This window comes from Micromonospora sp. ATLC16 (assembly GCF_057196645.1).
In genome coordinates this window covers 28,583-51,381 of record NZ_JBXUOW010000027.1, presented here as the reverse complement: position 1 = coordinate 51,381, position 22,799 = coordinate 28,583, and the positions used below count along the sequence as shown (strand labels likewise).

General features: G+C 71.9%; 17 protein-coding genes. 10 read left to right on the top strand and 7 right to left on the bottom strand.

Annotated features, from left to right (window positions below):
- Positions 1 to 346: 346 nt before the first annotated feature.
- The 3 genes from AC2CHE_RS13960 to AC2CHE_RS13950 form a co-directional block, all read right to left on the bottom strand.
- Positions 347 to 745, bottom strand: coding sequence for a carboxypeptidase-like regulatory domain-containing protein (locus AC2CHE_RS13960; protein ID WP_484505323.1), 399 nt, complete (start codon positions 743 to 745; stop codon positions 347 to 349).
- A gap of 111 nt (positions 746 to 856) precedes the next feature.
- On the bottom strand, positions 857 to 1,897 hold the full coding sequence (locus AC2CHE_RS13955; protein WP_484505322.1) for a trypsin-like serine peptidase: 1,041 nt from the start codon (positions 1,895 to 1,897) through the stop codon (positions 857 to 859).
- A gap of 184 nt (positions 1,898 to 2,081) precedes the next feature.
- Positions 2,082 to 3,083, bottom strand: coding sequence for a 2-hydroxyacid dehydrogenase (locus AC2CHE_RS13950; RefSeq protein ID WP_484505321.1), 1,002 nt, complete (start codon positions 3,081 to 3,083; stop codon positions 2,082 to 2,084).
- A 208-nt stretch (positions 3,084 to 3,291) separates the two neighbouring features.
- On the opposite strand from AC2CHE_RS13950, the gene AC2CHE_RS13945 reads away from it, so the two are divergent.
- From AC2CHE_RS13945 to AC2CHE_RS13930, 4 genes are all read left to right on the top strand, one after another.
- Complete coding sequence (locus tag AC2CHE_RS13945; protein ID WP_484505320.1) at positions 3,292 to 4,260, top strand: aldo/keto reductase; 969 nt, start codon at positions 3,292 to 3,294, stop codon at positions 4,258 to 4,260.
- 197 nt (positions 4,261 to 4,457) lie between these two features.
- Complete coding sequence (gene fxsA / locus AC2CHE_RS13940; RefSeq protein WP_484505319.1) at positions 4,458 to 4,628, top strand: FxSxx-COOH cyclophane-containing RiPP peptide; 171 nt, start codon at positions 4,458 to 4,460, stop codon at positions 4,626 to 4,628.
- Positions 4,610 to 5,806 (top strand): FxsB family cyclophane-forming radical SAM/SPASM peptide maturase, encoded by a 1,197-nt coding sequence (locus AC2CHE_RS13935; RefSeq protein ID WP_484505318.1) that lies wholly within the window; start codon positions 4,610 to 4,612, stop codon positions 5,804 to 5,806. Before fxsA ends, AC2CHE_RS13935 begins: the two co-directional genes overlap by 19 nt.
- Positions 5,803 to 7,719, top strand: a complete 1,917-nt coding sequence (locus AC2CHE_RS13930) for an HEXXH motif domain-containing protein (protein WP_484505317.1) — start codon at positions 5,803 to 5,805, stop codon at positions 7,717 to 7,719. Before AC2CHE_RS13935 ends, AC2CHE_RS13930 begins: the two co-directional genes overlap by 4 nt.
- On the opposite strand, the gene fxsT is transcribed toward AC2CHE_RS13930, so the two are convergent.
- The 3 genes from fxsT to AC2CHE_RS13915 all read right to left on the bottom strand — a co-directional run bounded on the left by fxsT (position 7,688) and on the right by AC2CHE_RS13915 (position 13,966).
- A complete protein-coding gene (gene fxsT, locus AC2CHE_RS13925; RefSeq protein WP_484505316.1) occupies positions 7,688 to 11,740 on the bottom strand; it encodes an FxSxx-COOH system tetratricopeptide repeat protein in 4,053 nt (1,350 codons plus the stop codon). The genes AC2CHE_RS13930 and fxsT overlap by 32 nt on opposite strands.
- Positions 11,727 to 13,016, bottom strand: coding sequence for a TIR-like protein FxsC (locus tag AC2CHE_RS13920; RefSeq protein WP_484505315.1), 1,290 nt, complete (start codon positions 13,014 to 13,016; stop codon positions 11,727 to 11,729). The genes fxsT and AC2CHE_RS13920 overlap by 14 nt, the downstream gene beginning before the upstream one ends.
- Positions 13,017 to 13,477: 461 nt before the next feature.
- On the bottom strand, positions 13,478 to 13,966 hold the full coding sequence (locus AC2CHE_RS13915; protein ID WP_484505314.1) for a GNAT family N-acetyltransferase: 489 nt from the start codon (positions 13,964 to 13,966) through the stop codon (positions 13,478 to 13,480).
- Between the two features lie 56 nt (positions 13,967 to 14,022).
- Here AC2CHE_RS13915 and AC2CHE_RS13910 point away from each other — a divergent pair, with 56 nt between their 5' ends.
- Both AC2CHE_RS13910 and AC2CHE_RS13905 read left to right on the top strand, forming a co-directional pair.
- Complete coding sequence (locus tag AC2CHE_RS13910; protein WP_484505313.1) at positions 14,023 to 15,468, top strand: magnesium chelatase; 1,446 nt, start codon at positions 14,023 to 14,025, stop codon at positions 15,466 to 15,468.
- A 1-nt stretch (position 15,469) separates the two neighbouring features.
- Entirely contained in the window at positions 15,470 to 17,422 is a 1,953-nt protein-coding gene (locus AC2CHE_RS13905; protein ID WP_484505312.1) for a vWA domain-containing protein, read from the top strand.
- Positions 17,423 to 17,564: 142 nt separating this feature from the next.
- Here the strand turns inward: AC2CHE_RS13905 and AC2CHE_RS13900 are convergent, their stop codons facing one another.
- Positions 17,565 to 18,263: an RICIN domain-containing protein gene (locus tag AC2CHE_RS13900; RefSeq protein WP_484505311.1), complete on the bottom strand. Its 699-nt coding sequence runs from the start codon at positions 18,261 to 18,263 to the stop codon at positions 17,565 to 17,567.
- 124 nt (positions 18,264 to 18,387) lie between these two features.
- Here AC2CHE_RS13900 and AC2CHE_RS13895 point away from each other — a divergent pair, with 124 nt between their 5' ends.
- The 4 genes from AC2CHE_RS13895 to AC2CHE_RS13880 all read left to right on the top strand — a co-directional run bounded on the left by AC2CHE_RS13895 (position 18,388) and on the right by AC2CHE_RS13880 (position 22,756).
- Positions 18,388 to 19,767 (top strand): FAD-binding oxidoreductase, encoded by a 1,380-nt coding sequence (locus tag AC2CHE_RS13895; RefSeq protein WP_484505310.1) that lies wholly within the window; start codon positions 18,388 to 18,390, stop codon positions 19,765 to 19,767.
- 22 nt (positions 19,768 to 19,789) lie between these two features.
- On the top strand, positions 19,790 to 21,130 hold the full coding sequence (locus tag AC2CHE_RS13890; protein WP_484505309.1) for a class I SAM-dependent methyltransferase: 1,341 nt from the start codon (positions 19,790 to 19,792) through the stop codon (positions 21,128 to 21,130).
- Between the two features lie 139 nt (positions 21,131 to 21,269).
- Entirely contained in the window at positions 21,270 to 21,575 is a 306-nt protein-coding gene (locus AC2CHE_RS13885; protein ID WP_484505308.1) for a zinc-ribbon domain-containing protein, read from the top strand.
- A 38-nt stretch (positions 21,576 to 21,613) separates the two neighbouring features.
- A complete protein-coding gene (locus AC2CHE_RS13880; RefSeq protein WP_484505307.1) occupies positions 21,614 to 22,756 on the top strand; it encodes a hypothetical protein in 1,143 nt (380 codons plus the stop codon).
- Positions 22,757 to 22,799: the final 43 nt, after the last annotated feature.

The following is a 22,799-nucleotide window of genomic DNA, read 5'->3' as shown; positions in this document are numbered from 1 at the left end:
GCAGCTCAGACGTCATCGGCAGGTTCGAGGTCAGGAGGCGGGTCGCCCACCCGCTCGGGCTTGGGCCGCTCTCGATCCGCGCTCACTCGACCTTTTGCCGACGCCGCGTGGCGGACCAGGCCCGGATCGCTGTCGTGCCCGCGATGAGCGCGGCCGCCGTGGCATCGGCCGCCCGGGTCCGGGCCGGGCGTTGGCGGTTGGCGGCGGCCCTGGACGTCACGCTGGGCCGCCGGCTCGGCCTTGTCCGAGCGAGTACCAGGCGATGAAGCACCTCGCGACAGCCGAGCGTCCGCTCGGCCCGGTCGAGCTGGGGGCGCTGGTCGGAATCACCTCAGGTGCGGCGCGCTCAGGAAAGGGTGAAATCGAGTCGGGTGACCTGGTCGGCGGTCACCGTCGCGGTCTGCGGGGCGCTGTTCCGTTCGCCGGTGCTCACGATGATCTCGTACCGGCCCGGCGGTAGCCGCCACTCGTAGCGGCCGGCGTCTCCGGTCAGGACGCCGATCTCGGGAATTGCCGGCGCGGGCTCGTCAAGGGGAGCGACCTGCACGGACGCCTGACGCACCGGGTCGCCCGCCGGGGTGGTGACGGTACCGGTCACGGTGCCGGTCGGGTTGGTGCGACCGGGCGGGGGCGGCGGCCCGTCGTCGGAGACCGAATCGTCTCCGCCGAAGGCCAGCAGGCTCGCCCCGATCAGCAACGGTGCGGCGATCAGGAGTGCGAGCACCCCGACGCGCTTACGGCTCATGTCTGCTTCCTCACTGGCGATGACGGACAGTAGCTGGGACGTACCCGAGGCGGGAACGGTTCCGTGGGGGTGGGCGGGTGTTCGCCGGCCCACCCGCACGGGCAACTCGGGTCAGCTGTCACGCCAGGTGATCAGGTTGTTGAAGACGCTCTCGGTGATGCGGGTGCCGTGGTTGTTGGTGGAGTGTGGCGAGGAGCCGTGCAGGCCGTACGCGTGGATCGCCATCACGCACTGCCCGACACAGTACGAACTGCCGGCGGCCCGGGTCTGGTAGACCGGGCTGCCGCTCTGGCAGCCGAACGTGTCGTTCTGGTAGAAGACCTGCCGGGCGTGGGTGGCCGCGACGGTCCGCCTGGCGTGCCGCCACTGCTGGCCGAAGGTCTTGTCGCACGGGTAACCGCTGACCGTGGTCGCGGTGCCGGTGAGCGAGGCGCTCTGCCACCACATGCCGAACCAGCCGGTGCTGTTGCCGGCGGCGCAGCTCAGCCGGATGGCGCCGTAGTCGTACGTCTCGTCGCCGCTCTGGGTCCAGCCGGTGACCGACAGCAGTTGGGTGGCGGTGCAGGTGCCGTACGGCGTCGACGTCCCGTTGCGGCCCGGGATGATCTGGAAGTCCCCGCGCGGGTAGAAGTTGTTGCCGCCGCCGCCGTTCTGGCCGCCGCCCGGGTGCACGCAGTGCCCGGCGGTGGCGATGATGCTCGGGCCGTAGAGCCAGCCGGTGCAACCCCAGGTGCTGCCGTTGGTGGTGCGGACGATCTGCACGATGGCGCTGGACGGGAAGACGGTGGTCGGGTTGACCCGGACCCGGTTGTCGGTGCCGATGACGCTCTGGATGCCGATCGAGTCGCCGTCGGCGGCGGCGGGACGAGTGCCGGCGTCGAACCGGCTGCCGCCCGGTCCGGCCTTGCCGGTGCCGACCGATCCGGAGGTGCCGGAACCCCGTACGCCATCGAGGCCGTGCCGCGCGGCGGCGGGCACGGCGCCCGAGTCGGCGACCGCGCCGTGCACGTCGGTGCGGGCGGCGGTGGTCGTGGCCTGGGTGGTCGACGCGGCGGTGGCCGGTGCGGCGGCGAGCGCCGAGGCCAGGACGGCGGTGATCCCGATCGCGAGAATGATCCCCGGTCGGGTTCTGCTGAGTGGTGTGGACGTCACGAGAGCCCTCCTCATCGAAGCTGAACGCTTCCGATGGGCAAGCTATATCGGTCGGGTTGATCCACACTCGTGTGTGTCTGTCCGCCGACAACGCTACGTTCGGTTTCCGACACATCGCGCACCGTGTCGGCGTGGTGCACCGCCGGGCGAGTCAGATCGACCGGGACCGGCAAGCGGGTCGCACTCAGCAGACCCGAGCTGCGGTGGGGACGGCGTCGGGGCCGTCTCGTTCGACGATGCAGAGATTGGTCAGGGTGGTGTTGGCGATGTTGTGCAGGCCGTCCTCGGTGAAGAACGCCTGGTGCCCGGTGATCAACACGTTGGGGAAGGTGGTGAGTCGGGCGAAGTCGTCGTCACCGAGCACCCGTTCGGAGCGGTCCTCGAAGAACAGGTCGCTCTCCTCCTCGTACACGTCGAGGCCGAGGTAGCCGATCCGGCCGCTCTTGAGGCCGTTGATCACGGCCCGGGTGTCCACCAGCGCGCCCCGGCCGGTGTTGATCAGCATGACGCCCTCGCGGAGCAGGGCGATGCGTTCGGCGTCGATCAGGTGCCGGGTGTCCGAGGTGAGCGGGCAGTGCAGGGTGACGATGTGCGACTCGGTGAGCAACTGCTCCAGCGGCACGTACTCCACGCCGGCGGCGCGGGCCGCGTCGTTCGGGTACGGGTCGGTGGCCAGCACCCGGCAACCGAAACCCGCCATGATCTGGGCGACGCAGACACCGATCCGCCCGGTGCCAACGATGCCCACCGTACGGCCGTACAGGTCGAAGCCGAGCAGGCCGGCGAGGGCGAAGTTGTGTTCGCGTACCCGGTTGTAGGCCCGGTGGATCTTGCGGTTCAGGGCGAGGATCAGGCCGGCGGTGTGCTCGGCCACCGCGTGCGGCGAGTACTCCGGCACCCGCACCACGGTCAGGCCCAGCTTTCGGGCGGCGACCACGTCGACATTGTTGAAACCGGCCGAGCGCAGCGCCACCACCCGGACACCGATCTCGCCGAGTTGGTCGAGCACCTCGGCACAGAGGTCGTCGTTGACGAAGGCGCAGACCGCGCTCGACCCCTCGGCCAGCCGTGCGGTCTGTGCGGTGAGTCTCGGCTCGAGGAAATCCAGGTCGTGACCGGCCGCGGCGTTCGCCTCGCTGAGGAACGTCCGGTCGTACGGCTTGGTGCTGAACACCGCCACTCGCATGGGCCACCTCCACCGTTCACGCTAAGGCTGGGCACCGGCCCAGGGGCAGGGTCCGACGACCTGCCGATCCGTGTCGGGCGACCCGGCTCGTGTCGAGCAGCCCGTCCTGCTCGGTCCACCGGTAGGTCACGATCATGACGATAGCCCGAGGTCCGGTCGTCGAGTCGAGTTGCGGCCGTGGTGCGCCGCGACGGGTAGCGTCGACCCCATGCGTTACGTGCGGCTCGACACTCCCAAGCCCCTGTCCAGGATCGGTCTCGGTACGTGGCAGTTCGGTTCGCGGGAGTGGGGGTACGGCCCGGACTACGAGCGGCTGGCGGCGAGCATCGTCAAACGCGCCGTCGAGCTGGGCGTGACTCTCTTCGACACCGCCGAGGTCTACGGCTTCGGTCGCAGCGAACGGCTCCTCGGCGCGGCGCTGGCCACGGATCGGGACAAGGTCGCTGTCGCCACCAAGATCCTGCCGGTGCTGCCGGTCGCATCGGTGGTGCAGCAGCGGGCGGTCGCCTCGGCGGTGCGGCTCGGCGTCACCAGCATCGACCTCTACCAGGTGCACCAACCCAACCCGCTGGTCAGTGACCACCGGACCATGCGCGGGATGCGCGCGTTGCAGGACGTCGGCCTCGTCGCCGAGGTCGGGGTGAGCAACTACAGCCTGCGCCGCTGGCAGGTGGCGGAAACGGCGCTGGGCCGGCGGGTGCTCAGCAACCAGGTCCGCTACAGCATGCTGGATCGCAAACCGGAGGAGGAACTTCTCCGGTACGCCGAGCAGGCCGGTCGATTGGTCATCGCGTACAGCCCGCTGGCACAGGGTTTTCTCTCCGGGCGGTACGACGCGAACCATCAGCCCGTCGGCGCGATCCGGCGGGCCAACCCGTACTTCCTGCCGGAGAACCTGGAACGCGGCAGCGCGCTGATCGAGACGCTGCGCCAGGTGGCCGCCGCGCACGACGCCACGGCGAGCCAGATCGCCCTGGCGTACGTGCTGCATCATCCGAACGTGGTGGCGATTCCCGGTGCGTCCAGCGTGGAGCAGCTGGAGCGGAACGCCGCCGCCGCGGAGATCGATCTGACCGAGGACGAGTACGCCGCACTGGTCAACGCGGCCCGAGCGTTCCGACCGGTCACCGGGCTGGCCGCGATACCGAAGTTCGTCAGGTCCCGGGCCCGCGGCTGACCGTGCGGCCGATGTCCGCCGCACCACCGGAAGCGTTGAAGCAGTTGACCCACCCGAGTCGCCGCGTTGCGCGATGCCGCTACGATGGCCCGGTTCGTCGGCGGGTTCGGCGGTAGGGGCGGGCTCTGGTCCGGCGGCTCCCGCACAAGTCATCGCTCATTCGGGCGCGAGTTTCCTTCGCGGGTGGACGGATCACTATGGATACGACCGAAGACGGCTCCCTGGGAGTCCTGGTGGACCTCAGCGACGTGAGCCTCGCCGATCTGCCGGAGCTGGACGGATCGCCGTTCGCCTGCTCACTACGCCGGATCCTGGCTGAGATCGACCGCCCGCAGGACGCGGTCGCCGGGTGGAACTCGGCGATGTGACCATGCCGGCCGAGGGGCGTGGTCAGGCGGTGGTGGGCCCTCCGGCAGCGGTGCGGCCGGTGCCCTTCTCCGAGTTCATCCTCAAGGTCCACAGCAGATGCAACCTGGCCTGCGACTACTGCTACATGTACGAGCTGGCGGATCAGCGCGCCCGCACCGACCCACCGCTGATGTCCGCCGACATTTTCGATCTCACCTGCCGGCGAGTGACCGAGCACGTCCGCGCGCACGAACTGAGCACGGCGCGCATCGTGCTGCACGGTGGTGAGCCGTTGCTGGCCGGCGCCGCGACGTTGGCGCGGATGGCCGAGCGGCTGCGGGCGGCCCTGCGACCCAGCTCCGCCCGGATCAGTGTGCAGACCAACGGCACCCTGCTCGACGAACGGGCGCTGTCCGTGCTGGCCGACGCGGGCGTGCTGATCGGGGTCAGCCTGGACGGTGACCGGGCCGCCAACGACCGGCGCCGACGGTACGCCTCGGGACGTGGCAGCTTCGACGAGGTGGACCGGGCGTTGCGGCTGCTGGCCGACCGTCCCGGGGCGTACGCCGGCATTCTCTGCGTCGTCGACCTCGACGCCGACCCCCGGCGGACCTACGAGGCCCTGCTGGCGTACCGGCCGCCGATGGTGGACTTCCTGCTGCCGCACGCCAACTGGGACACCCCGCCACCCGGTCGGGGGCAGGCCGCGTACGGCAGCTGGCTCTGCGACGCCTTCGACGCGTGGTACGACGTGCCGGTGCGGCTCACCCGGGTCCGGCTCTTCGAAGAACTGATCAACCTGATGCTCGGTGGGAGCAGCCGGACCGAGTCGGTGGGGTTGAGCCCGGTCGCCGCCGTCGTGGTCAACACCGACGGCGGGTACGAACAGGTCGACACGTTGCGGTCCACGTATCCCGGCGCGGTCGACACCGATCTGACGGTCTTCGACCACTCCTTCGACGAGGTGCTGCGGCACCCTGCCGTGGCCGTACGCCAGGCGGGTCTGTCGGCGCTGGCCGCCGAGTGCCGGGCCTGTCCTGTCCACCTGGTCTGCGGCGGCGGCAACTACCCGCACCGGTACCGGGCCGGCAGTTTCCGCAACCCCTCCGTCTACTGCCGGGATCTGCGGCTGCTCATCGAACACGTGTCGAGCCGGCTGCGGGCCGACCTGGCCCGCCTGGGGAGCCGGGGCCGGTGAGCGGCTACCACCGGCTACGGCCGGTCGATCTCGACGCGCTCGCCGTCGGCCCGGGCAGCGCCGACCTGGTGCGTACGCTGCGCGCCGGGCAGGTCAGCAAACGGATGCTGCACCTGCGCGCGGTGCTCGACCTGGCCGATCCGGCACGGACCTCGGCGTACTTCGCGTTGCTCACCGCCGCGGTACGGCGCGATCCGGCGATCGGCCCGGACCTGCTCGCCCTGCCGCACACCGGCGCGTGGCTGGCGGTCACCCTGCGACGACTGCGGCAGCGGCCGGAGCGCCCTCCGGTGCCGGCGGCGTCCGGCCGCACCACCGCCGGCCTGGAGCCGCCGGCCGAGGCGGACCACCCGGCCGAGGTCGACCTGGGACATCTCGGCGCGCTGGCCGCGACGGCGGCGATCCGGGCCGGCCTGGACTTCGAACTGGCCCTCCCGGCACCGGAGGGTGAGGTTTTCCTGCCATTCCTGGGCCGGGCACGCTGCGGTGGCGTCGGCCCGGTGACCGTTTCCCGGTCGGGAGGCCGGGTGCGGGTGGGGTCGGTGGAGGTACCCACCCCCGACGGTGACCTGCCGGCAGGTGCCGGTGTGGACCGCGACGGCTGGTCGGGTCTGCACCGGCTGACCAGCAGCGCCGACGGTCTCAGCGTCGCACTCTGGCTCGACGACCTCGACCCGTACCGCGACTGTCACCGGCTCTGCGCGACCGGGCGGCTGGACGCGGCCGTGGTCGGGCGGTGGCAGCGGATGCTCGACGACGCCTGGCTGATCCTGGTCCGGCATCATCGTGGGCATGCGGAGGCGATCTCCGAGGGGCTGCGGACCGTGGTGCCGTTGCAGGCGGACTCGGCCAGCGCCGGAGTGAACGTCACCAGCATGGACGCCTTCGGCGCGGTCTCGATGACCCCGCCCGCCGACGGTACGGCGCTGGCCCTCGGCCTGCTGCACGAGTTCCAGCACGCGAAACTCGGTGCCGCCATCGACATCGAGCCGCTGCACGACGCCGAGGACCGGCGGTACTACTACGCGCCCTGGCGGGACGATCCCCGTCCGCTCGGTGCCGCGCTGCACGGCGTCTACGCCTTCGTGGCGGTGACCGAGTTCTGGCGTACCCAACGGACGGAGCTCCCGCCCGGCCGGAGCCGACTGGCCGAGGTGGAGTTCGCCCGTTGGCGGGACCGGGTCGCCCGAACCTGCGCCGACATCCGGGCGTACGGGGGGCTGACGGCGGCCGGCCGCCGGTTCGTGGCCGGGCTGGGCGAGGTGATCGACGGCTGGCGGGACGAGGCGGTGCCGGCGGCAGCCGCCACGCTGGCCCGGGAGGCGGCCGACGATCACTGGACGGTGTGGCGGCTGCGCAACCGGCGACCGGAGGCACGGCTGGTGCGGCGGCTCGCCGATGCGTGGCGCACGGGCGCGGCCTGCCCCGCGATCACCGTTCCGGTTGCCGTGCGCCCCGCGGACGGCCGGTGGCTGAGCCGCAGCCCGCGACTGGATCTGGTCCGGCTGCGGTTGGCCGACCCGGCTCGTTTCGAGCGGCTGCGCAACGGCACCGAACGCCTCGCCGAGGCGCTCCCGGAAGCGTCGGCCGGCGACCTGGCGTTGGCGGCGGGTGATCACCTCACCGCCCGTGCCTGGTACCAGCGGCAACTGCGCCGGCAGCCCGATCAGGTGGCGGCGTGGGTCGGCCTGACCCTGGCCGACGGTCGGCTACCGGCCGGCGAGGCGGCGGTGCGCGCCGACCCGGAACTGTGTCGGGCCGTCCTGTGCGCGGTCGCGGAGAGTACGGCGGCACCGGACCCGCTTGAGCTGGCCCGCTGGCTCACCCCGGTGGCGTGTGTGCCCGCTGCGGACGATCCGCAGCCGATCGGAGCGGTGCCGGTCAGGTCGGTGGCGGCTCAAGATCGCAGTTGAGCCGGTTCGCCTCGACGAGGGCGATGGTGTTCGGGTGCTCCTCGCCGAGCACCCGACGGAACAGCGGCATGACCTGCTCCCGTAGCGACCGGGCACCGCCGTGGTCACCGGTGACGCTCAGGCTGGTGGCGAGATTGTTCGCCACCGCCAGGGTGTCCGGGTGCCCCGGCCCGAGGATCCGCCGGCTGCGCTCGTACGCCTCTCGGTCGCTGGCCAGGGCCTCGGTGAACTGCCGCCGCCCGAACCGGCAGTTCGCCAGGTTGATGTTGGCCGCCAGGGTGTACGGATGATCCGCCCCGATCTGCTCGCCGAGCCGGGCGACCACCTCCTCGGAGACCTCGAAGGCGGTCTCCGCGTCGCCCGCCTTGCGCAGGAAGATCGCCAGATTGTTGGCGTACGCGAGGGTGAACAGGTGGTCCCCGCCCAGGTTGTCGCGGTACCAGCGGTGCACCGGGCGGGCCCGGCGCAGGGCACCCACGTCGTCGCCGATGGCCGACTCGTCGCAGGCCAGATTCATCGCGCTGGCCTGCACGTCCGGGTGGTCCGGGCCGTGCCGTCGGCGGGACCGCATCAGCACGTCGATGCTCAGCGCGTGCGCCCGTTCCAACTCACCGATCTTGCGTAGCGTCACCGCGTAGTTCTTCAACGCCCGCAGCGTCTCCGGGTCCTCCTCACCCAGCACCAGCCGGTGCGCCTCCACCGCAGCCTCCAGGACCCGTCGGGACTCGATGAGATCCCCGGCGTCGCGCAGGTCGCGGCCGTACTGGGCGGCCGAGAAGAGGGTGAACGGGTGCCTCGGGCCGAGCGTCTCCCGACGCCGGGCCAGCGTGCGCTCGTTGCGGCTCAGCGCGCCACGCAGGTCACCGACCAGGCGCAGCGAGATGGCCAGGTTGTGCGCCGCGATGAGCGCGCGGGGATGATCCTCACCGAACACCTCCCGAGCCAGTTCCTCGGTGCGCGTGTCCAGTTCCCTGGCCCGCTCGAAGAAGCCGAGTGCCCGCAGGTCGGCGGCGAGACTTCCGGCCGCGATCACCGTGTACTCGTGGTCCTCGCCGAGCGTACGGCGGAGCCGGTCGTGCACGTCCCGGTCGATGTCGTAGGCGTCCTGGTAACGAGCGTCCAGACGGAGGGCGTTGGCCAGTTGGAACCGCATCATCAGCGTCTGCGGGTCGTCCGAGCCGTACCGCCGTTGCCACAGCTCGATCGCCTGCTCGGCAAACTCCGCGCAGGTGGCGGAGTCCACCCGGATCCACATGTAGCGGGCGACGTCGAGCAACAGCTGCCGCACCTCGGGCTGGTCCGAGGTGAGGGTCCGCGACGGCAGCAGGTGCGGCCACAGCTCCGCGTACATCGGCCAGTTGCCCGGATGGTCCGGGTCCTTGGGGTTGGCGGCGGCCAGGATGGCGTGCACCTGCTGGCGGTTCTCGTTCTTCTCCGCCGCCGACAGCGATTCCCGGATCAACTCCTGCACCAGTGGGTGCATGCTCAGGCTGGCCTGGCCGGCCTCGTCGGCCCGGTCCGGGCCACGGCCCCGCCCGCCGCCGCGCACGCTGTCGATGCGGGCCAGCGCGTACCGCCCGATGTCGCGCAGCGTCCGACCCATCAGCAGCGGGTCGCGCAACGACGGGTCGTAGGGCAGCAGCACGTTTATGAAGCGGTCCCCGGTGATCAGCGACATCGGGATCGGCTCGCTGGCGAAGAAGGCGCAGACCTCCAGCAGCTTCGCCGCCGCCGGATTGCGTTCCCGTAGACTGTCCAGGGAGATCAGCCACGGCTGGGCGCCGGTCTGCTGGTAGTCGGCCGGCAGTTCCTCGGCGAGCATGTCCGGCAGGTAGCGCCGGACCCGGGTGAGGTACACGGTTGGTGATTCGCCGGTGGTGGCCAGCCACGCGCCCGCCTGCTCGATGGCCAGCGGCAGGTCACCGAGCCGGGCGGCGATCAGCTCGGCCTCACCGCGGGCCAGATGGCCGGCCCGCCGGACCAGCAGGTCCACGCTCTCCTCCCGGTCGAACGCACCCACCTCCAACATCCGGGCTGGCCGGGCCCAGGCATGGTTGCGGGTGGTGACCAGGATGTGCCCGGAGCCCTGCGGGATCAGGTCGAGCAGCTCGGTGGGATCGTCGGCGTTGTCCAGGATGAGCAGCCAGCGCCGGAACGGCACCCCGCGGCGCAGCACATCGAGGACCCAGCTGACCCGTTCACTCACGCTGCCGCTCAACGGGGCGTCCAGTTCGGCGGCCAGCCGGTCGGCGAGCGCGTCCAGGGCGAGACGCAGGACGCTCGGCTGCTGCGCCGAGATCCACCAGACGATGTCGTACTCGGCGCGGAACCGGTAGGCGTACTCCAGCGCGATCTGGCTCTTGCCGACGCCGCCGAGCCCGTGCAGTGCCAGCGGCACGTGCCCCGCGTCGGAGCTGGAGAGCCAGTCGCGCATCTCCTCCAACAGCGGGCCGCGCCCGACGAACTGGACGTTGCGCGGCAGCGGCACCCGCCAGACCGGAGGCTCGTTTCCCGGGAACCGGCGGCGTTGCTGAGGGTCCTCCGGCTCGGGCGCGGGCCGGGCGGGGTGATCCAGCGCCTCCAGCAGCTTGGCCGTGGCCTCCTGCGCGCCGACACCCACCAGGTCGACCGGGATCCGTTCCAGGAACAGCCCGGGGGCGCGCGAGTTGTCCAGCCGGACCGGCACCAGGTAGCTGGTGCCGGTGGTGGGATCGTGGTTGGTGGCCCGGCTCCACAGCTGGGCCGCGTTCGGCGACTGCATGTACTCCTGGGACAGCAGCACGACGAGCCGGGCGGCGTCGTCCAGGCCGACGGTTGCTGGATCGCCGCCGGACGGGTTGGCGGGAAAGTCCACCTCGCGCATGGCCGCGCGCAGGCCGGCGGCGCGAAGCTCGTCGCAGATCCACTCCGCCCAGGCCCGGTCCAGGGCCGCGTAGCTGACGAAGACGTCGGGAGCGGCGCCGCCGAGCCGCTGCCGCTCGAACTTGGCCAACCACGTGCGTCGGAGCCGGTCCTCCATCGGAGGCAGATCCTCGACGTCGCCCTCGGTGATCGCACGGGTCAGCCGCTCGTACGCGGCCAGGAGGCTCGCCTCGTGGTGCGCGCGATCCCCGAAGGTCGCCAGGATCTCCTCGTAGGCGTAGTACGGCTGGTAGGGGATCTCGACCTCGCCCCAGTACCGGTCACTCTCCTCGGGCGTGAACCTCGGCAGCAGCGGGGTGAACCGCCGGCGGGCCTGATCCCGGCCGGCCTCCAGCTTGAGCTGCTCGGCGTTGTCGACCCGCATCGGCACCGGCAGGATCCGCACCGGACGGTCGCCACGCTGCCGGACGATCGACCGGGCCACCGCGGCGGCACCGTCGATGCTCTGCTCGTTCAGCGTGAACGAGGTGACGACCGTGTCGGGCAGCCGCACCGTGCAGATGCCGGCGCCGTCACTGACTCCCGTCCGACTGTCGATCAGCACGTAGTCGTAGTTCGCCCGCATGCTCGCGGCCAGCGCGTCCAGGAAGGCGTTGCCGCCGAGTTTCTCGAAGAACGTCTGCCAGTCGAAGGTGCTGACCGCCTTCGTGTACGACGGGTCCTGACGCCCGGCGGGCAGCAGGTCCAGGAAGCCGGGGCGGAGGGGGTGGGTCGAGCCGGACACCTCGCGGGGTGGCGGCGGGAAGCGCCACTCCAACGACACCGCGTGCCGCAGCACGTCGGCGGCCGTCTCGACCCAGTCCGGATCCTCCGTCTCGTCCATGGGCCGTACGGCGGCGTCGGCGTAGTCGCGCGCCATGTCGATCACGCCGCGCGAGGTGCGCAGGTCCTTGTCGAGCAGGAACGGGTGGAAGTAGCGGTGCAGGCCCGGCGATTCCAGGTCCCAGTCCACGGCCAGCACCCGGTGTCCGTTCGCGGCGAGGATCCAGGCCACGTTCGCCAGCGCCATGGTGCGTCCGGTGCCGCCCTTGTACGAGTAGAACGTGATGATCCGGCCCTCCCTGCCGCCGGCCGTCGCGATCGTGTCACTGGTCGTCACGCTGGTCCTCCCGTTCACGCTGATCGTCGTCGCGCGCCCACGGGCCGTCGAGTCGCGGTGGCGAGGTGTCCGTCGACGGGTCGGGTGGCCGGTGCACCGCACCTCGACTGAACACGCGGTTGCGGGCGACCTCCAGCACCTGCGGAAGCAGTTCCTCGAAGGCGCGGTGGGTGATGATGTTCGACCGGTAGAGCTCGTCGTCCGAGGTGAAGCCGTCGAATATCTCCCGGCACGCGCGGGACAGCTCCTGCCACTGTTCGCGGGTCTCCGGGTCGTCACGACTGCCGGGGATGAGGACCGCGGTGGCGGCACGCTGGTCGCCGCCCAGCGCCAGGGAGGCGTGCTCGATCAGCGCCTGCCGCCGCTGCGGCAGGCGGGTCAGCCAGGCGTCGACGATCAGCACCAGCAGCTGGTTGTAGCGGGCGGCCTGCTCGGCGCTGCGGGGCAGCTTGTCCACCTCCACCACGGTGCACTGGTAGCTGTGGTCGGCGGCGATCTCCCGGGCGTACTCGATGAGCGGCTCCGGCATCGGCGGGCGGTACGGCGCCCATTGCAACGCGTCGTCGCCGTACGCGGCAAGGTGTTGACGCACCCCGCGCATCTCGTCCCGACCGGAGGCGGCCACCACGAAATGGACCAGCATCGGCCTGGTGCCGTCGTCCCCGCTGGGGCGGGTGGCGGCGTCGGCGGTCGGCCTGGCGTGGAAGGCGCTCTCGACGGCGTGCAGCTCGACCGGGCGGCGATGCTCCGGCAACGGGTGAGTCTCCACACTGGTCACGATCTGACTGGCCAGCTCGAACAGAAAGGTGCGGTAGTCGTCGCTGTGCCGCTGGAGGCGCATCAGTTGCCGTACGCCGAGGCGTTGGTACAGATCGCCCAGGCTGTCGGAGGAGTACTGCAACGGCTGGGCAACCGGATGGATGCGTCCGGGTTGTGCCGGAATCCACATCAGTGGTTTGAGCAGCGAGGTGTCCACCCTTCGCTGGCTCTCGAAGCGTGCGGTGCGCTCGGCGAAGAACTGCCACTCCTGGCCGCACGGCTTGCTCTGGAAGTACCGAGGGGTCATCAGGGCGAGAAAGGAGCCGCAACTGCCGAGCGCCTCGACCAGACGCTGCGGCCACCGTTCACCGACCATGATCATCCGGTCGACGAAACCGACCCGTTCGTCCCGGGACAGACCGGCGACCAGCCGAACCTCGGCACTGAGATCCTCGTAGAACCGCTGGACGAGTGCGTCCTCGTCGCCTCTGGCGTAGCTGAGGAAGAAGTACAGCACCGCACCTCCGCGCCTGGGACTCTGGCCATGGGGTGGCTGGGTCGTGGCTGTCGCCGGTGGGCCAGGTGCCAGCGGCCGTGGCGGCGGGAGCTTCACCGCGAGTATAGGTGCGGAAACGAAGCGTGGCAGCCCGCGGAACTGTCGTATCCCAGGTGGCGGTGACCGGCCGGCGGGGCATCGGCATCATGTGGTGATGCAAACTCCTGCGCCGCTGCGCCCGTTGGTCGCCGGCTCCACCTGGCGGCGCGGCTTTCGCGCAGATGTTCACCTCCCCTGTCGCGGTGCTCGTACTGGTCGCGCTCGGCTACGTCGTGGCCGGGCTCGGTGCGCTGGCCGCATCGATGGCGCCGGCGCTGCTGGGACCGGTGTCGGCCGCCGGGGCGTCTGCGGTCGCTGCCGACAGGGGTGACCGGTGGGCCCGGTCCGCCGTCCGGCACGGGGATGGGCGGCGGACCGGGCTGTCACGGCAGGTCGCGGGAGTAGCAGACGGAGAGTGGCTCACCCCGGTACGGCCCGAAGTTGTCGATGCGCCGGTAGCCCTCCCGCTCGTAGAAGCGCATCGCGTCGGGCTGGGCGGTGCCGGTCTCCAGCAGCAGGGTGTGTATGCCGGCGTCGCGGGCGGCCTGTTCCAATGCGTGCAGGATGGCGGTCGCGACGCCGGTGCCCCGGGCCGGCGGACTGACGTACATTCGTTTGATCTCGGCGGAACCGGCGGTGAGCAGGCGCAGGCCGCCGCAGCCCACGGCGGTGCCGCCGGGGTCTCGGGCGACCAGGAAGACGCTCACCGTCTCGGCCGTGGGCTCCTCGCCCGGCTCGTGGTCGTCGCAGCCGTAGCGGGCGTCGAGTTCGGCCCGTTGGGCGGCGCGGAGCCGGGTGGCGTCGGCCGACTCCCAGGGTTCGCGATCGATGGAGAGCACCACCACCGCCTCCTCTTCATCGGGTAGATGCATGATCGTGCCAGGTCGACGGAGGTCGACGGGGGCAGGAGCGCGCTAGCGTGGGCGGGGTGAGTGAGTCCTTGTTCGTTCCGCCGCCCCCACCGGCCGACCTGCCCGCCACGCTCGGTGGGGTGCGCGCCGCCGGACACCGCTACCGCACCGTCAAGCAGGAGCTGCGCGACAACCTGCGGGCCCGGATGCGCGACGGCGCGCCACGGTTCGCCGGCATCGTCGGGTACGACGACACCGTGCTGCCGGAGGTGGAGCGGGCGTTGCTCGCCGGGCACGACATGGTGCTGCTCGGCGAGCGGGGCCAGGGCAAGACCCGGCTGATCCGGTCCCTGGTGACGCTGCTGGACGAGTGGACGCCGGTGATCGTCGGCTCGGTGCTCAACGAGCACCCGCTGCACCCGGTCACCCCGGCGTCGCGGGCGCTGGTCGCCGAGGCCGGCGACGACCTGCCGGTGGGCTGGCTGCACCGTTCGATGCGCTACGGGGAGAAGCTGGCCACCCCGGACACCAGCGTGGGCGACCTGATCGGCGACGTGGACCCGGTCCGGCTGGCCCAGGGCCGAACGCTCGGCGATCCCGACACGATCCACTTCGGGCTGGTGCCGCGTACCAACCGGGGCATCTTCGCGGTCAACGAGCTGCCCGACCTGGCCGAGCGGATCCAGGTGGCGCTGCTCAACGTGCTGGAGGAGCGGGACATCCAGGTACGCGGCTACCAGTTGCGGCTGCCGCTGGACCTGCTGCTGGTGGCCAGCGCCAACCCGGAGGACTACACCAACCGGGGGCGGATCATCACGCCGCTCAAGGACCGCTTCGGCGCGGAGATCCGCACCCACTACCCGACCGGCCTGGAGCTGGAGCTGGCGCTGATCCGGCAGGAGGCCGACCTGGTCGCCGAGGTGCCGGAACATGTGCTGGAGGTGCTGGCCCGGTTCGCCCGGGGGGTACGCGAGTCGCCGTCGGTGGACCCGCGTTCCGGTGTCTCCGCCCGGTTCGCCATCGCCGCCGCAGAGACCGTGGCCGCCGCCGCGCTGCGCCGGGCGTGCCTGTTGGGCAGCGATTCGGAACTGCCGTCGGCCGAGGCGGTGGCGCGGGTGGGTGACGCGGTGTCGGTGACGTCCACGCTGCGCGGCAAGGTGGAGTTCGAGAGCGGCGAGGAGGGCCGGGAGATCGAGCTTCTCGGTCACCTGCTGCGTACCGCCACCGCCGAGACGTTCCGGGCCCGACTGGCCGGGCTGGACCTGTCCGGCTTCACCGCACTCGTCGGGGAGGGGCAGGCGGTCGAGACCGGCGAGCTGGTGTCGGCGGCTGAACTGCTGCGCCAGGTGGGCACGGTGCCGGGGTTGGCCAAGGTGCTCGACCGGCTCGGCATCGGCGACGCGCCGAGCACCGGGCAGGCCGCGGCAGCCGTCGAGTTCGTGCTCGAAGGGCTGTATCTGAGCCGCCGGCTGGGCAAGGACGTCACGGACGCCGGGCGGACCCGCTACGGCGGCCGGGACTGAGATGGCCGGCAACAAGTTCCGGTACGGGCAGTGGCGCGGCGGCCCCGATCCGCTTGCGCCGCCGTACGACGTGCAGGGCGCGGTGGATCAGGTCGGCGCGGAGGTGCTGACCGGTGGCAGCCTCCGGGACGCGCTGCGGGATCTGCTGCGCCGGGGCCCGCAGGGGCGTGGTGGGCTGGACGGGCTGACCGCCCGCGCCCGCCGGCTGCGGCGCGAGGCGTTGCGCCGGGGTGAGCTGGACGGTGCGGTGACCCGGGCGCGGGCGCTGCTCGACCAGGCGCTGGCCGCCGAGCGGGACGAGTTGGCCCGCCGCGACGACGAGGCGGCCCGGTTCGCCGAGACGGTGCTGGACGATCTGCCCCGCTCGACCGCGCAGGCGGTGCGGGACCTGTCCGACTACCGGTGGGTGAGCGACGAAGCCCGGCAGACCTACCAGCGGATCCTCGACGGGCTGCGCGACGACGTGCTCGGCCAGCGCTTCGCCGGGCTGCGCGACTCGGCGCGGCTGGCCGGTGACCCGGCGGTGCAGGAGCAGGTCGCCGAGATGATGCGGGACCTCAACGCCCTGCTGGCCCGGCACGCCCGCGCCGAGGACACCACCGACACGTTCGCCGAGTTCATGCGCCGGCACGGCGAGTTCTTCCCGGAACGCCCCCGTGACGTGGACGAGCTGATCGACATCCTGGCTCGACGATCAGCGGCCGGGCAGCGGTTGTTGAACTCGCTGTCGCAGCGGCAGCGGGAGGAACTCGCCGGGCTGATGCGCGAGTCCCTCGGCGACCGGCTCGCCGGTGAGCTGGCCGCGTTGGAGGGGAACCTGCGGGCGCTCCGGCCCGACCTGCGCTGGGGGCGGGGTGAGCGGACGCAGGGTGGCCAGCCGCTGGGCTACGGCGAGGCGACCGGGGCGCTCGACGAGATCGCCGAACTGGATGACCTGCTCGACCAGTTGGGCCAGGCGCACCCCGGGGCGACCCTGGACGACATCGACGTCGACGCGGTGGCCCGGACGTTGGGCCGCGACGCGGCCGACGACGTACGCCGGCTGCGGGAGTTGGAGCGGGAGCTGCGCCGACAGGGTTGGGTGAACCGCGACGCCGACGGTCTGACCCTGAGCCCGAAGGCGCTGCGTCGCCTCGGCGGCACCGCGCTGCGGCAGGTCTTCGCCGAGCTGACCGCGGGCCCGAGGGGCCAACACGACCTGCGCTCGGCCGGAGCGGCCGGCGAGGTGACCGGGGCGTCGCGGCCCTGGGAGTACGGCGACGAGCAGCCGCTGGACGTGGTGCGAACCCTGACCCGGGCGGTCCGCCGGGCCGGTCCCGGCGTGCCGGTGCAACTGGCCGTCGAGGACTTCGAGGTCGTCGAGACCGAACGGCGGGCGTCGGCGGCGGTGGCGCTCTGCGTCGACCTGTCGTACTCGATGATCTCGCAGGGGCGGTGGGGGCCGATGAAGCAGACCGGGCTGGCCCTGGCGCATCTGATGGCCACCCGGTTTCCGCAGGACGCGTTGCAGATCATCGGGTTCGGCCGGCGGGCCGAGTCGCTGACCCAGCAGGAACTGGCCGCCGTCGAGCCGGACATGATGCAGGGGACCAACCTGCAACACGCGTTGCGGCTGGCCGGCCGGCATCTGCGGCGTCATCCGGACGCGGAGCCGGTGGTGCTCGTGGTCACCGACGGGGAACCGACCGCCCACCTGGATCCGGACGACGGTGAGGCGCTGTTCGCCTGGCCGCCGTCGCCGGAGACGATCGAGGCGACGGTCCGGGAGGTGGATCGGCTCGGCCGCTACGGGGCCACCCTGAACCTCTTCATGCTCGGCGACGATCCCGGCCTGCGCCGGTTCGTCGACGCGGTGGCCCGCCGCAGCGGTGGGCGGGTGTTCACCCCGGACGCCGGCGACCTCGGCGAGTACGTGGTAAGCGACTACCTGCGGGCCCGCCGGGGCCGCCGCTAGGCTCGGCCTGGGCGGCGGGTGACCGGTCGGAGAGCAGCTTTCCTCTTGGCCGGCATGTCAGCCTGACATGATTGTGTCGCAGTGACATGGGCGGCTCAGGGCTTCCTTGCCTCGCCGGGGACGCGGGCGCCTGAGCGCTCGGCTACTGAAGCGTCCAGCGCTGGGCAGGGTTGCCGTCGCAGGGCGCCTGGACGATGTCGGTGCCGGCCCCGGCGCCGCCGTCGCGGGCCTGGGCGCACTTGCCGCTGTGCACAGCCACCAGCACGGTCGCGCCGCCGTCGACCGGTCGTAGCCGCCACTGTTGGTTGCCCTCGCCGTGGCAGCCGAACTGCTGCAACCGGGCACCGTCGTCACCGCTGCCGCCCTCGACGTCGAGGCACTGGTTGTGGGCGGCGTTGGTAAGCGTCACCGTGTCCGGGCCGAAGGCGTTCACCACCCACTGCTGCTCCGGCCCGCCGCTGCAGTCGGCCAGCTTGGCGACGGCTCTCTCACCGTCGCCGTCGAGGCCGAGGCAGAGACCGGAACCGACCCCACGGAACACCTTCGGCCCGGTGACCGCGTCCGGATCCTCGCTGGGGCTCGGTGTGGGGGACGGCTCGGACCGGGTGGGGCTGGGTTCCGGTGCGCTCTCGGTCGGGCTGGCCTGCACCGTACGCGGGGCGGGGGCGGCCACCGTCGGCGTCGGCTCCGGCTTCTCGCCGCCGAGCACGCCGGTGGCGAACAGCACCCCCAGCAGTACGCCGACCAGCCCGACCGCCAGCGCCGCCACGAGCAGTGGATCGCGGGACGGTCCGGCTCGGCGGGTGCCGTAGACGCTGCCCGATCCATCGGTTTCCGACATTCCGGCATCCTGTCCCACGGTGCGCGGCGGCGACCAGTCGCCCCCAGCGTCCAACCTGATCTGGGTGCGAAACACCTCTGGTGGACATCCCGCCGGGCGGTCACGGTCCGCGTAGAGTGATCCCATGCACGCCGTGCGTGATCATGACCTGGCGGTGGCCCAGCTGCGACGGTCGTATGCGGCGGTGCCACCCGGCCGGCCGGTGCGGCTGGCCAAGCGCACCTCCAACCTGTTCCGTCCGCGCAGCGTCCCCGCCTCCGGCCTGGACGTCAGCGGTCTCGGCGGGGTGCTGGGCGTCGATCCGAGCGCCCGCACCGCCGACGTGCAGGGCATGTGCACCTACGAACGGCTGGTCGCCGCGACCCTGCCGCACGGCCTGATGCCACTGGTGGTGCCGCAGTTGCGCACCATCACCCTCGGTGGGGCGGTGACCGGGCTGGGCATCGAGTCGACCTCGTTCCGCAACGGGCTGCCGCACGAGTCGGTGACCGAGCTGGACGTGCTCACCGGCGCCGGTGAGGTGGTCACCGCCCGGCCCGACGGCCCACACGCCGACCTGTACGCGGCCTTCCCCAACTCGCTGGGCAGTCTCGGGTACGCCACCCGGCTGCGGATCGAGCTGCAACCGGTCCGCCGGTACGTGGGCCTGCGCAACCTGCGGTTCACCAACCTGACCGCGTTGACCGAGGCGATCGGCGAGATCACCGCTACCCGCCGGTGGGCCGGTGCGAGCGTCGATGCGATGGACGGGGTGATGTTCAGCCCCGATGAGGCGTACCTCGTGCTGGGTAGCTTCACCGACGACGCGCCGGCGGTCTCCGACTACACCGGCCAGGAAATCTACTACCGGTCGCTGCGCCAGCGCCCGCACGATTCGCTGACCGCCCACGACTACCTGTGGCGCTGGGACACCGACTGGTTCTGGTGCTCCGCGGCGTTCGGCGCCCAGCATCCGGTGGTGCGACGGCTGTGGCCGGCGCGGTGGCGACGCAGCGACGTCTACCACCGCATCGTGCGCCTGGAGCACCGGCACCAGGTCGCCGCCCGGGTCGACAGGTGGCGCGGGCAGCCGGCCCGGGAGCGGGTCGTGCAGGACGTGGAGATCCCACTGGACCGCACCGCCGAGTTCCTGCACTGGTTCGCCGCCAACGTCGCAATGACGCCGGTGTGGTTGTGTCCGCTGCGGCTGCGCGAGCCGGGCGGCCCGGGATCGGCCCGGTCCTGGCCGCTGTATCCGTTACGCCCGGGGCAGGACTACGTCAACATCGGGTTCTGGGGCAGCGTGCCGATCGCCGAGGGCGCCGCCGACGGCGACGTCAACCGGGAGATCGAGCGCGCGGTGTCGGAGACGGGCGGGCACAAGTCGCTCTACTCCGACGCGTACTACGACCGGGATTCGTTCGACCGGCTCTACGGCGGCGGGACATGGCGTGCCGTGCGGGAGCGGTACGACCCGGAGCATCGGCTAACCGGACTGTACGAAAAGGCGGTAGCACGAGCATGAGCGAACGAAGCGGAGTGCCGGCATGAGTCTCACCGACCGAAGCCAGGGAGCGGCAGGCGCTCCCGCCACGCCGCCCCCGGGGGGCCGGCGGCGTGGATCGACCGTGGCGGACATCGTCCGGACGGTGACCTCGGGCCCCCTGCCGGTACGCGTCACCGCGTACGACGGCAGCTCCATCGGCCCGGCCGACGCCGGGATCACCCTGTCGATCCGCTCCGAGCGCGGACTGTCGTACCTCCTCACCGCGCCGGGGGATCTGGGTTTGGCGCGTGCCTACGTCAGCGGTGACCTGATCCTGGAGGGAGTGCACCCGGGCGACCCGTACGACGCGTTGCGGGTGCTCGCCGGGGTGCGGATGCGGGCACCGGCGCTGGCCGACGGGTTGGCTCTGGTGCGCGAGTTGGGCTGGGAGCGGCTGCTGCCACCGCCGGCCCCGCCGCAGGAGGCCCGGCCCCGCTGGAGGCGGATCGTGGCTGGCCTGCGGCACTCGCGGACCCGCGACAGCAGCGCCATCTCGCACCACTACGACGTGTCGAACGCCTTCTACGAGCGGGTGCTCGGCCCGTCGATGACGTACACCTGCGCGGTGTACCGCAGCCCGGACGACACCCTGGAGCAGGCCCAGGCGAACAAGTACGACCTGGTCGCCGGCAAGCTCGGATTGCGGCCGGGAATGCGGCTGCTGGATGTGGGCTGCGGCTGGGGTGGCATGGTCCGGCATGCGGCCCGGGAGTACGGCGTCAAGGCGCTCGGGGTGACGCTGTCGCGGGCGCAGGCACAGTGGGCGCAGGCGGCGATCGAGCGGGAAGGGCTGGCCGGGTTGGCGCAGGTGCGGCACCTGGACTACCGCGACGCTCCGCCCGAGCAGTTCGACGCGGTCTCCTCGATCGGCCTGACCGAGCACATCGGAGTCCGCAACTATCCGGCCTACTTCGGGTTCCTGCGTGACCGGCTGCGCCCGGGGGCCCGGCTGCTCAACCACTGCATCACCCGCGCGGACAACCGGGCGCCGCACCGTTCCGGGGCGTTCATCGACCGGTACGTCTTTCCTGACGGTGAGCTGTCCGGCCCGGGGCGGGTGATCGGTGAGGTCCACGATGCGGGGCTGGAGGTGCACCACGAGGAGAACCTGCGCCAGCACTACGCGCTGACCCTCGCCGCCTGGTGCCGCAACCTGGTGGAGCACTGGGACCTCTGCGTCGCCGAGGTGGGTGCGGGTACGGCCCGGGTGTGGGGGCTCTACATGGCCGGTTCACGGCTGGCGTTCGAGCGCAACGGCATCCAACTGCATCAGGTGGTGGCGACGCGCAACGGCCCGGACGCGGTGAACGGCTATCCGCTGCGCCCGGACTGGCTGCCCTGACCGGGTAACCGCAGGACTGAGCTGGGCCGGGTCGGTCTCCGGGCTGGCCGAGCTGCGCCGCTTCCACGAGGTGCCCGAGGAGACCACCGCCACGGCCGGCTGACCCGCAGCGGCACGGACGGTCACCGGTGACAGGCTGGTGGCCGTCCGCGCGGTCGGCATCATCCGCCCCGCGACGGGGTATTGGCCGGCGGTGTTCCTCATCTTCGGACTCCGGACCAAGGTCACCCGGTCGGCGGTGGTGCAGCAGGTCTGCCGTCACTGCGGGCAGCACGCCGCCCAGGTGCTCACCCGTCGCTCGACGAAGTTCAGTCTCTTCTTCATCCCACTGGTCCCGGTGCGTACCCGTCACATCCAGCAGTGCACCTTCTGCGCTGCCGAGTACGCCGGGGCGAGGCCGAGCGCCTGCTGGCCGGCTGACGGCCACCTCGGGGCGTGGCCGTGACGGGCCGGAACTCGCCACCGCGGCTATCGTGGCCTGTCGTGACCGACACCGAGCAGCGCCTGGCCGCGATCCGGGGCGACGCACCACCGAAACGACACAACGCCCGTACGATCGCCGCGTTGACCGGCAACCCTGGCTGCACCCGGCGGGCGGTCCTCGACGGCGCCGGAGTGGACAAGCCGGCACTGGCTGAGCGGGTCGGCTTTCCCGCGCGGTTCGGGCAGTCCCGCTTCGCCATCGCCCGGGGCAACACGTTCGAGGCGCAGGTGAAGGCCGACGGCGGTGCCGAACTGCTGCGGCTGGTCGCGGAGCGGCTCGGCGTGCCGGTGCCGGCGGCGGCCAGCTGGACGGACCTCGGTGACGGCGACGACCCGGCCGCCCGAGCCAGACGGTCGGCGACCCTGCTCACCGAGGCGCTGACGCCTGTCCGATCCGACACCGCCGATCTGTCCGGTGCCGGGGAGCCGCCGCGTGCCGACGGCCCGGCGGCGCTGTTCGACCATCCGATGCTCGGCCTGACGGTCGCCGGGCAGCGGGTACATCTGGAACCGGACCTGGTGGCCGCCCGGCTGGGCGGCCGGTTCCACGTGGTCGAGATCAAGTCGTTTCCGGTGATCGACGGCCAGGCCGACCCGGCGAAATTGGCTGCCGCGGCGGTGCAGTCGGCCGTGTACGTACTGGCGCTGCGGGAGCTGTTCACCGCCCGAGGCCACGATCCGCACCTGGTGTCGCACGAGGTGGTGCTGGTCTGTCCCCGGGACTTCAGCAACGAGCCGGTGGCGCATCTGCTCGACGTACGCCGGCAACTGCTGGTGGTGCGCCGGCAACTGGATCGGATGGACCGGCTCGACGCGCTGCTGGCCGACGTTCCGGCCGACTTCACCGCCGATCCCGCCGCCGATCCGGCGGTCCTGGCCACTTCGCTGGCCCGGGTGCCGGCCCGGTACGCCCCCGACTGTCTGGCCAGCTGCGAGCTGGCGTACCTCTGCCGGCACGAGGCGCGCGGGCAGACCGGGGCGCTCGGCCGTCCGGCCCGCGAGGCGCTCGGCGGGATCGCTGACGTCGGTGAGGTGCTGGCGCTCGCCGGTGGGGAAACCACCACCGGCCCCGAGCAGGCGGAGGCCGCCGCGCTGCTGCGGACCGCGGCCCGCCTGCGCGCCGACGCCCTCGCCACCGCATGAGCGAGCGCATCGGGCACGGCGTCGTGGTGTCTCAGGTCGGCGC

Bases quoted from the DNA above. Each gene is read 5' to 3' on its own strand.
- fxsA (WP_484505319.1), top strand. From the start codon at position 4,458: ATGGATACGACCGAAGACGGCTCCCTGGGAGTCCTGGTGGACCTCAGC.
- AC2CHE_RS13905 (WP_484505312.1), top strand. From the start codon at position 15,470: ATGGCCGGCAACAAGTTCCGGTACGGGCAGTGGCGCGGCGGCCCCGAT.
- AC2CHE_RS13890 (WP_484505309.1), top strand. From the start codon at position 19,790: ATGAGTCTCACCGACCGAAGCCAGGGAGCGGCAGGCGCTCCCGCCACG.
- AC2CHE_RS13950 (WP_484505321.1), bottom strand. From the start codon at position 3,083: ATGCGAGTGGCGGTGTTCAGCACCAAGCCGTACGACCGGACGTTCCTC.
- AC2CHE_RS13960 (WP_484505323.1), bottom strand. From the start codon at position 745: ATGAGCCGTAAGCGCGTCGGGGTGCTCGCACTCCTGATCGCCGCACCG.
- AC2CHE_RS13895 (WP_484505310.1), top strand. From the start codon at position 18,388: ATGCACGCCGTGCGTGATCATGACCTGGCGGTGGCCCAGCTGCGACGG.
- AC2CHE_RS13900 (WP_484505311.1), bottom strand. From the start codon at position 18,263: ATGTCGGAAACCGATGGATCGGGCAGCGTCTACGGCACCCGCCGAGCC.
- AC2CHE_RS13915 (WP_484505314.1), bottom strand. From the start codon at position 13,966: ATGCATCTACCCGATGAAGAGGAGGCGGTGGTGGTGCTCTCCATCGAT.
- AC2CHE_RS13945 (WP_484505320.1), top strand. From the start codon at position 3,292: ATGCGTTACGTGCGGCTCGACACTCCCAAGCCCCTGTCCAGGATCGGT.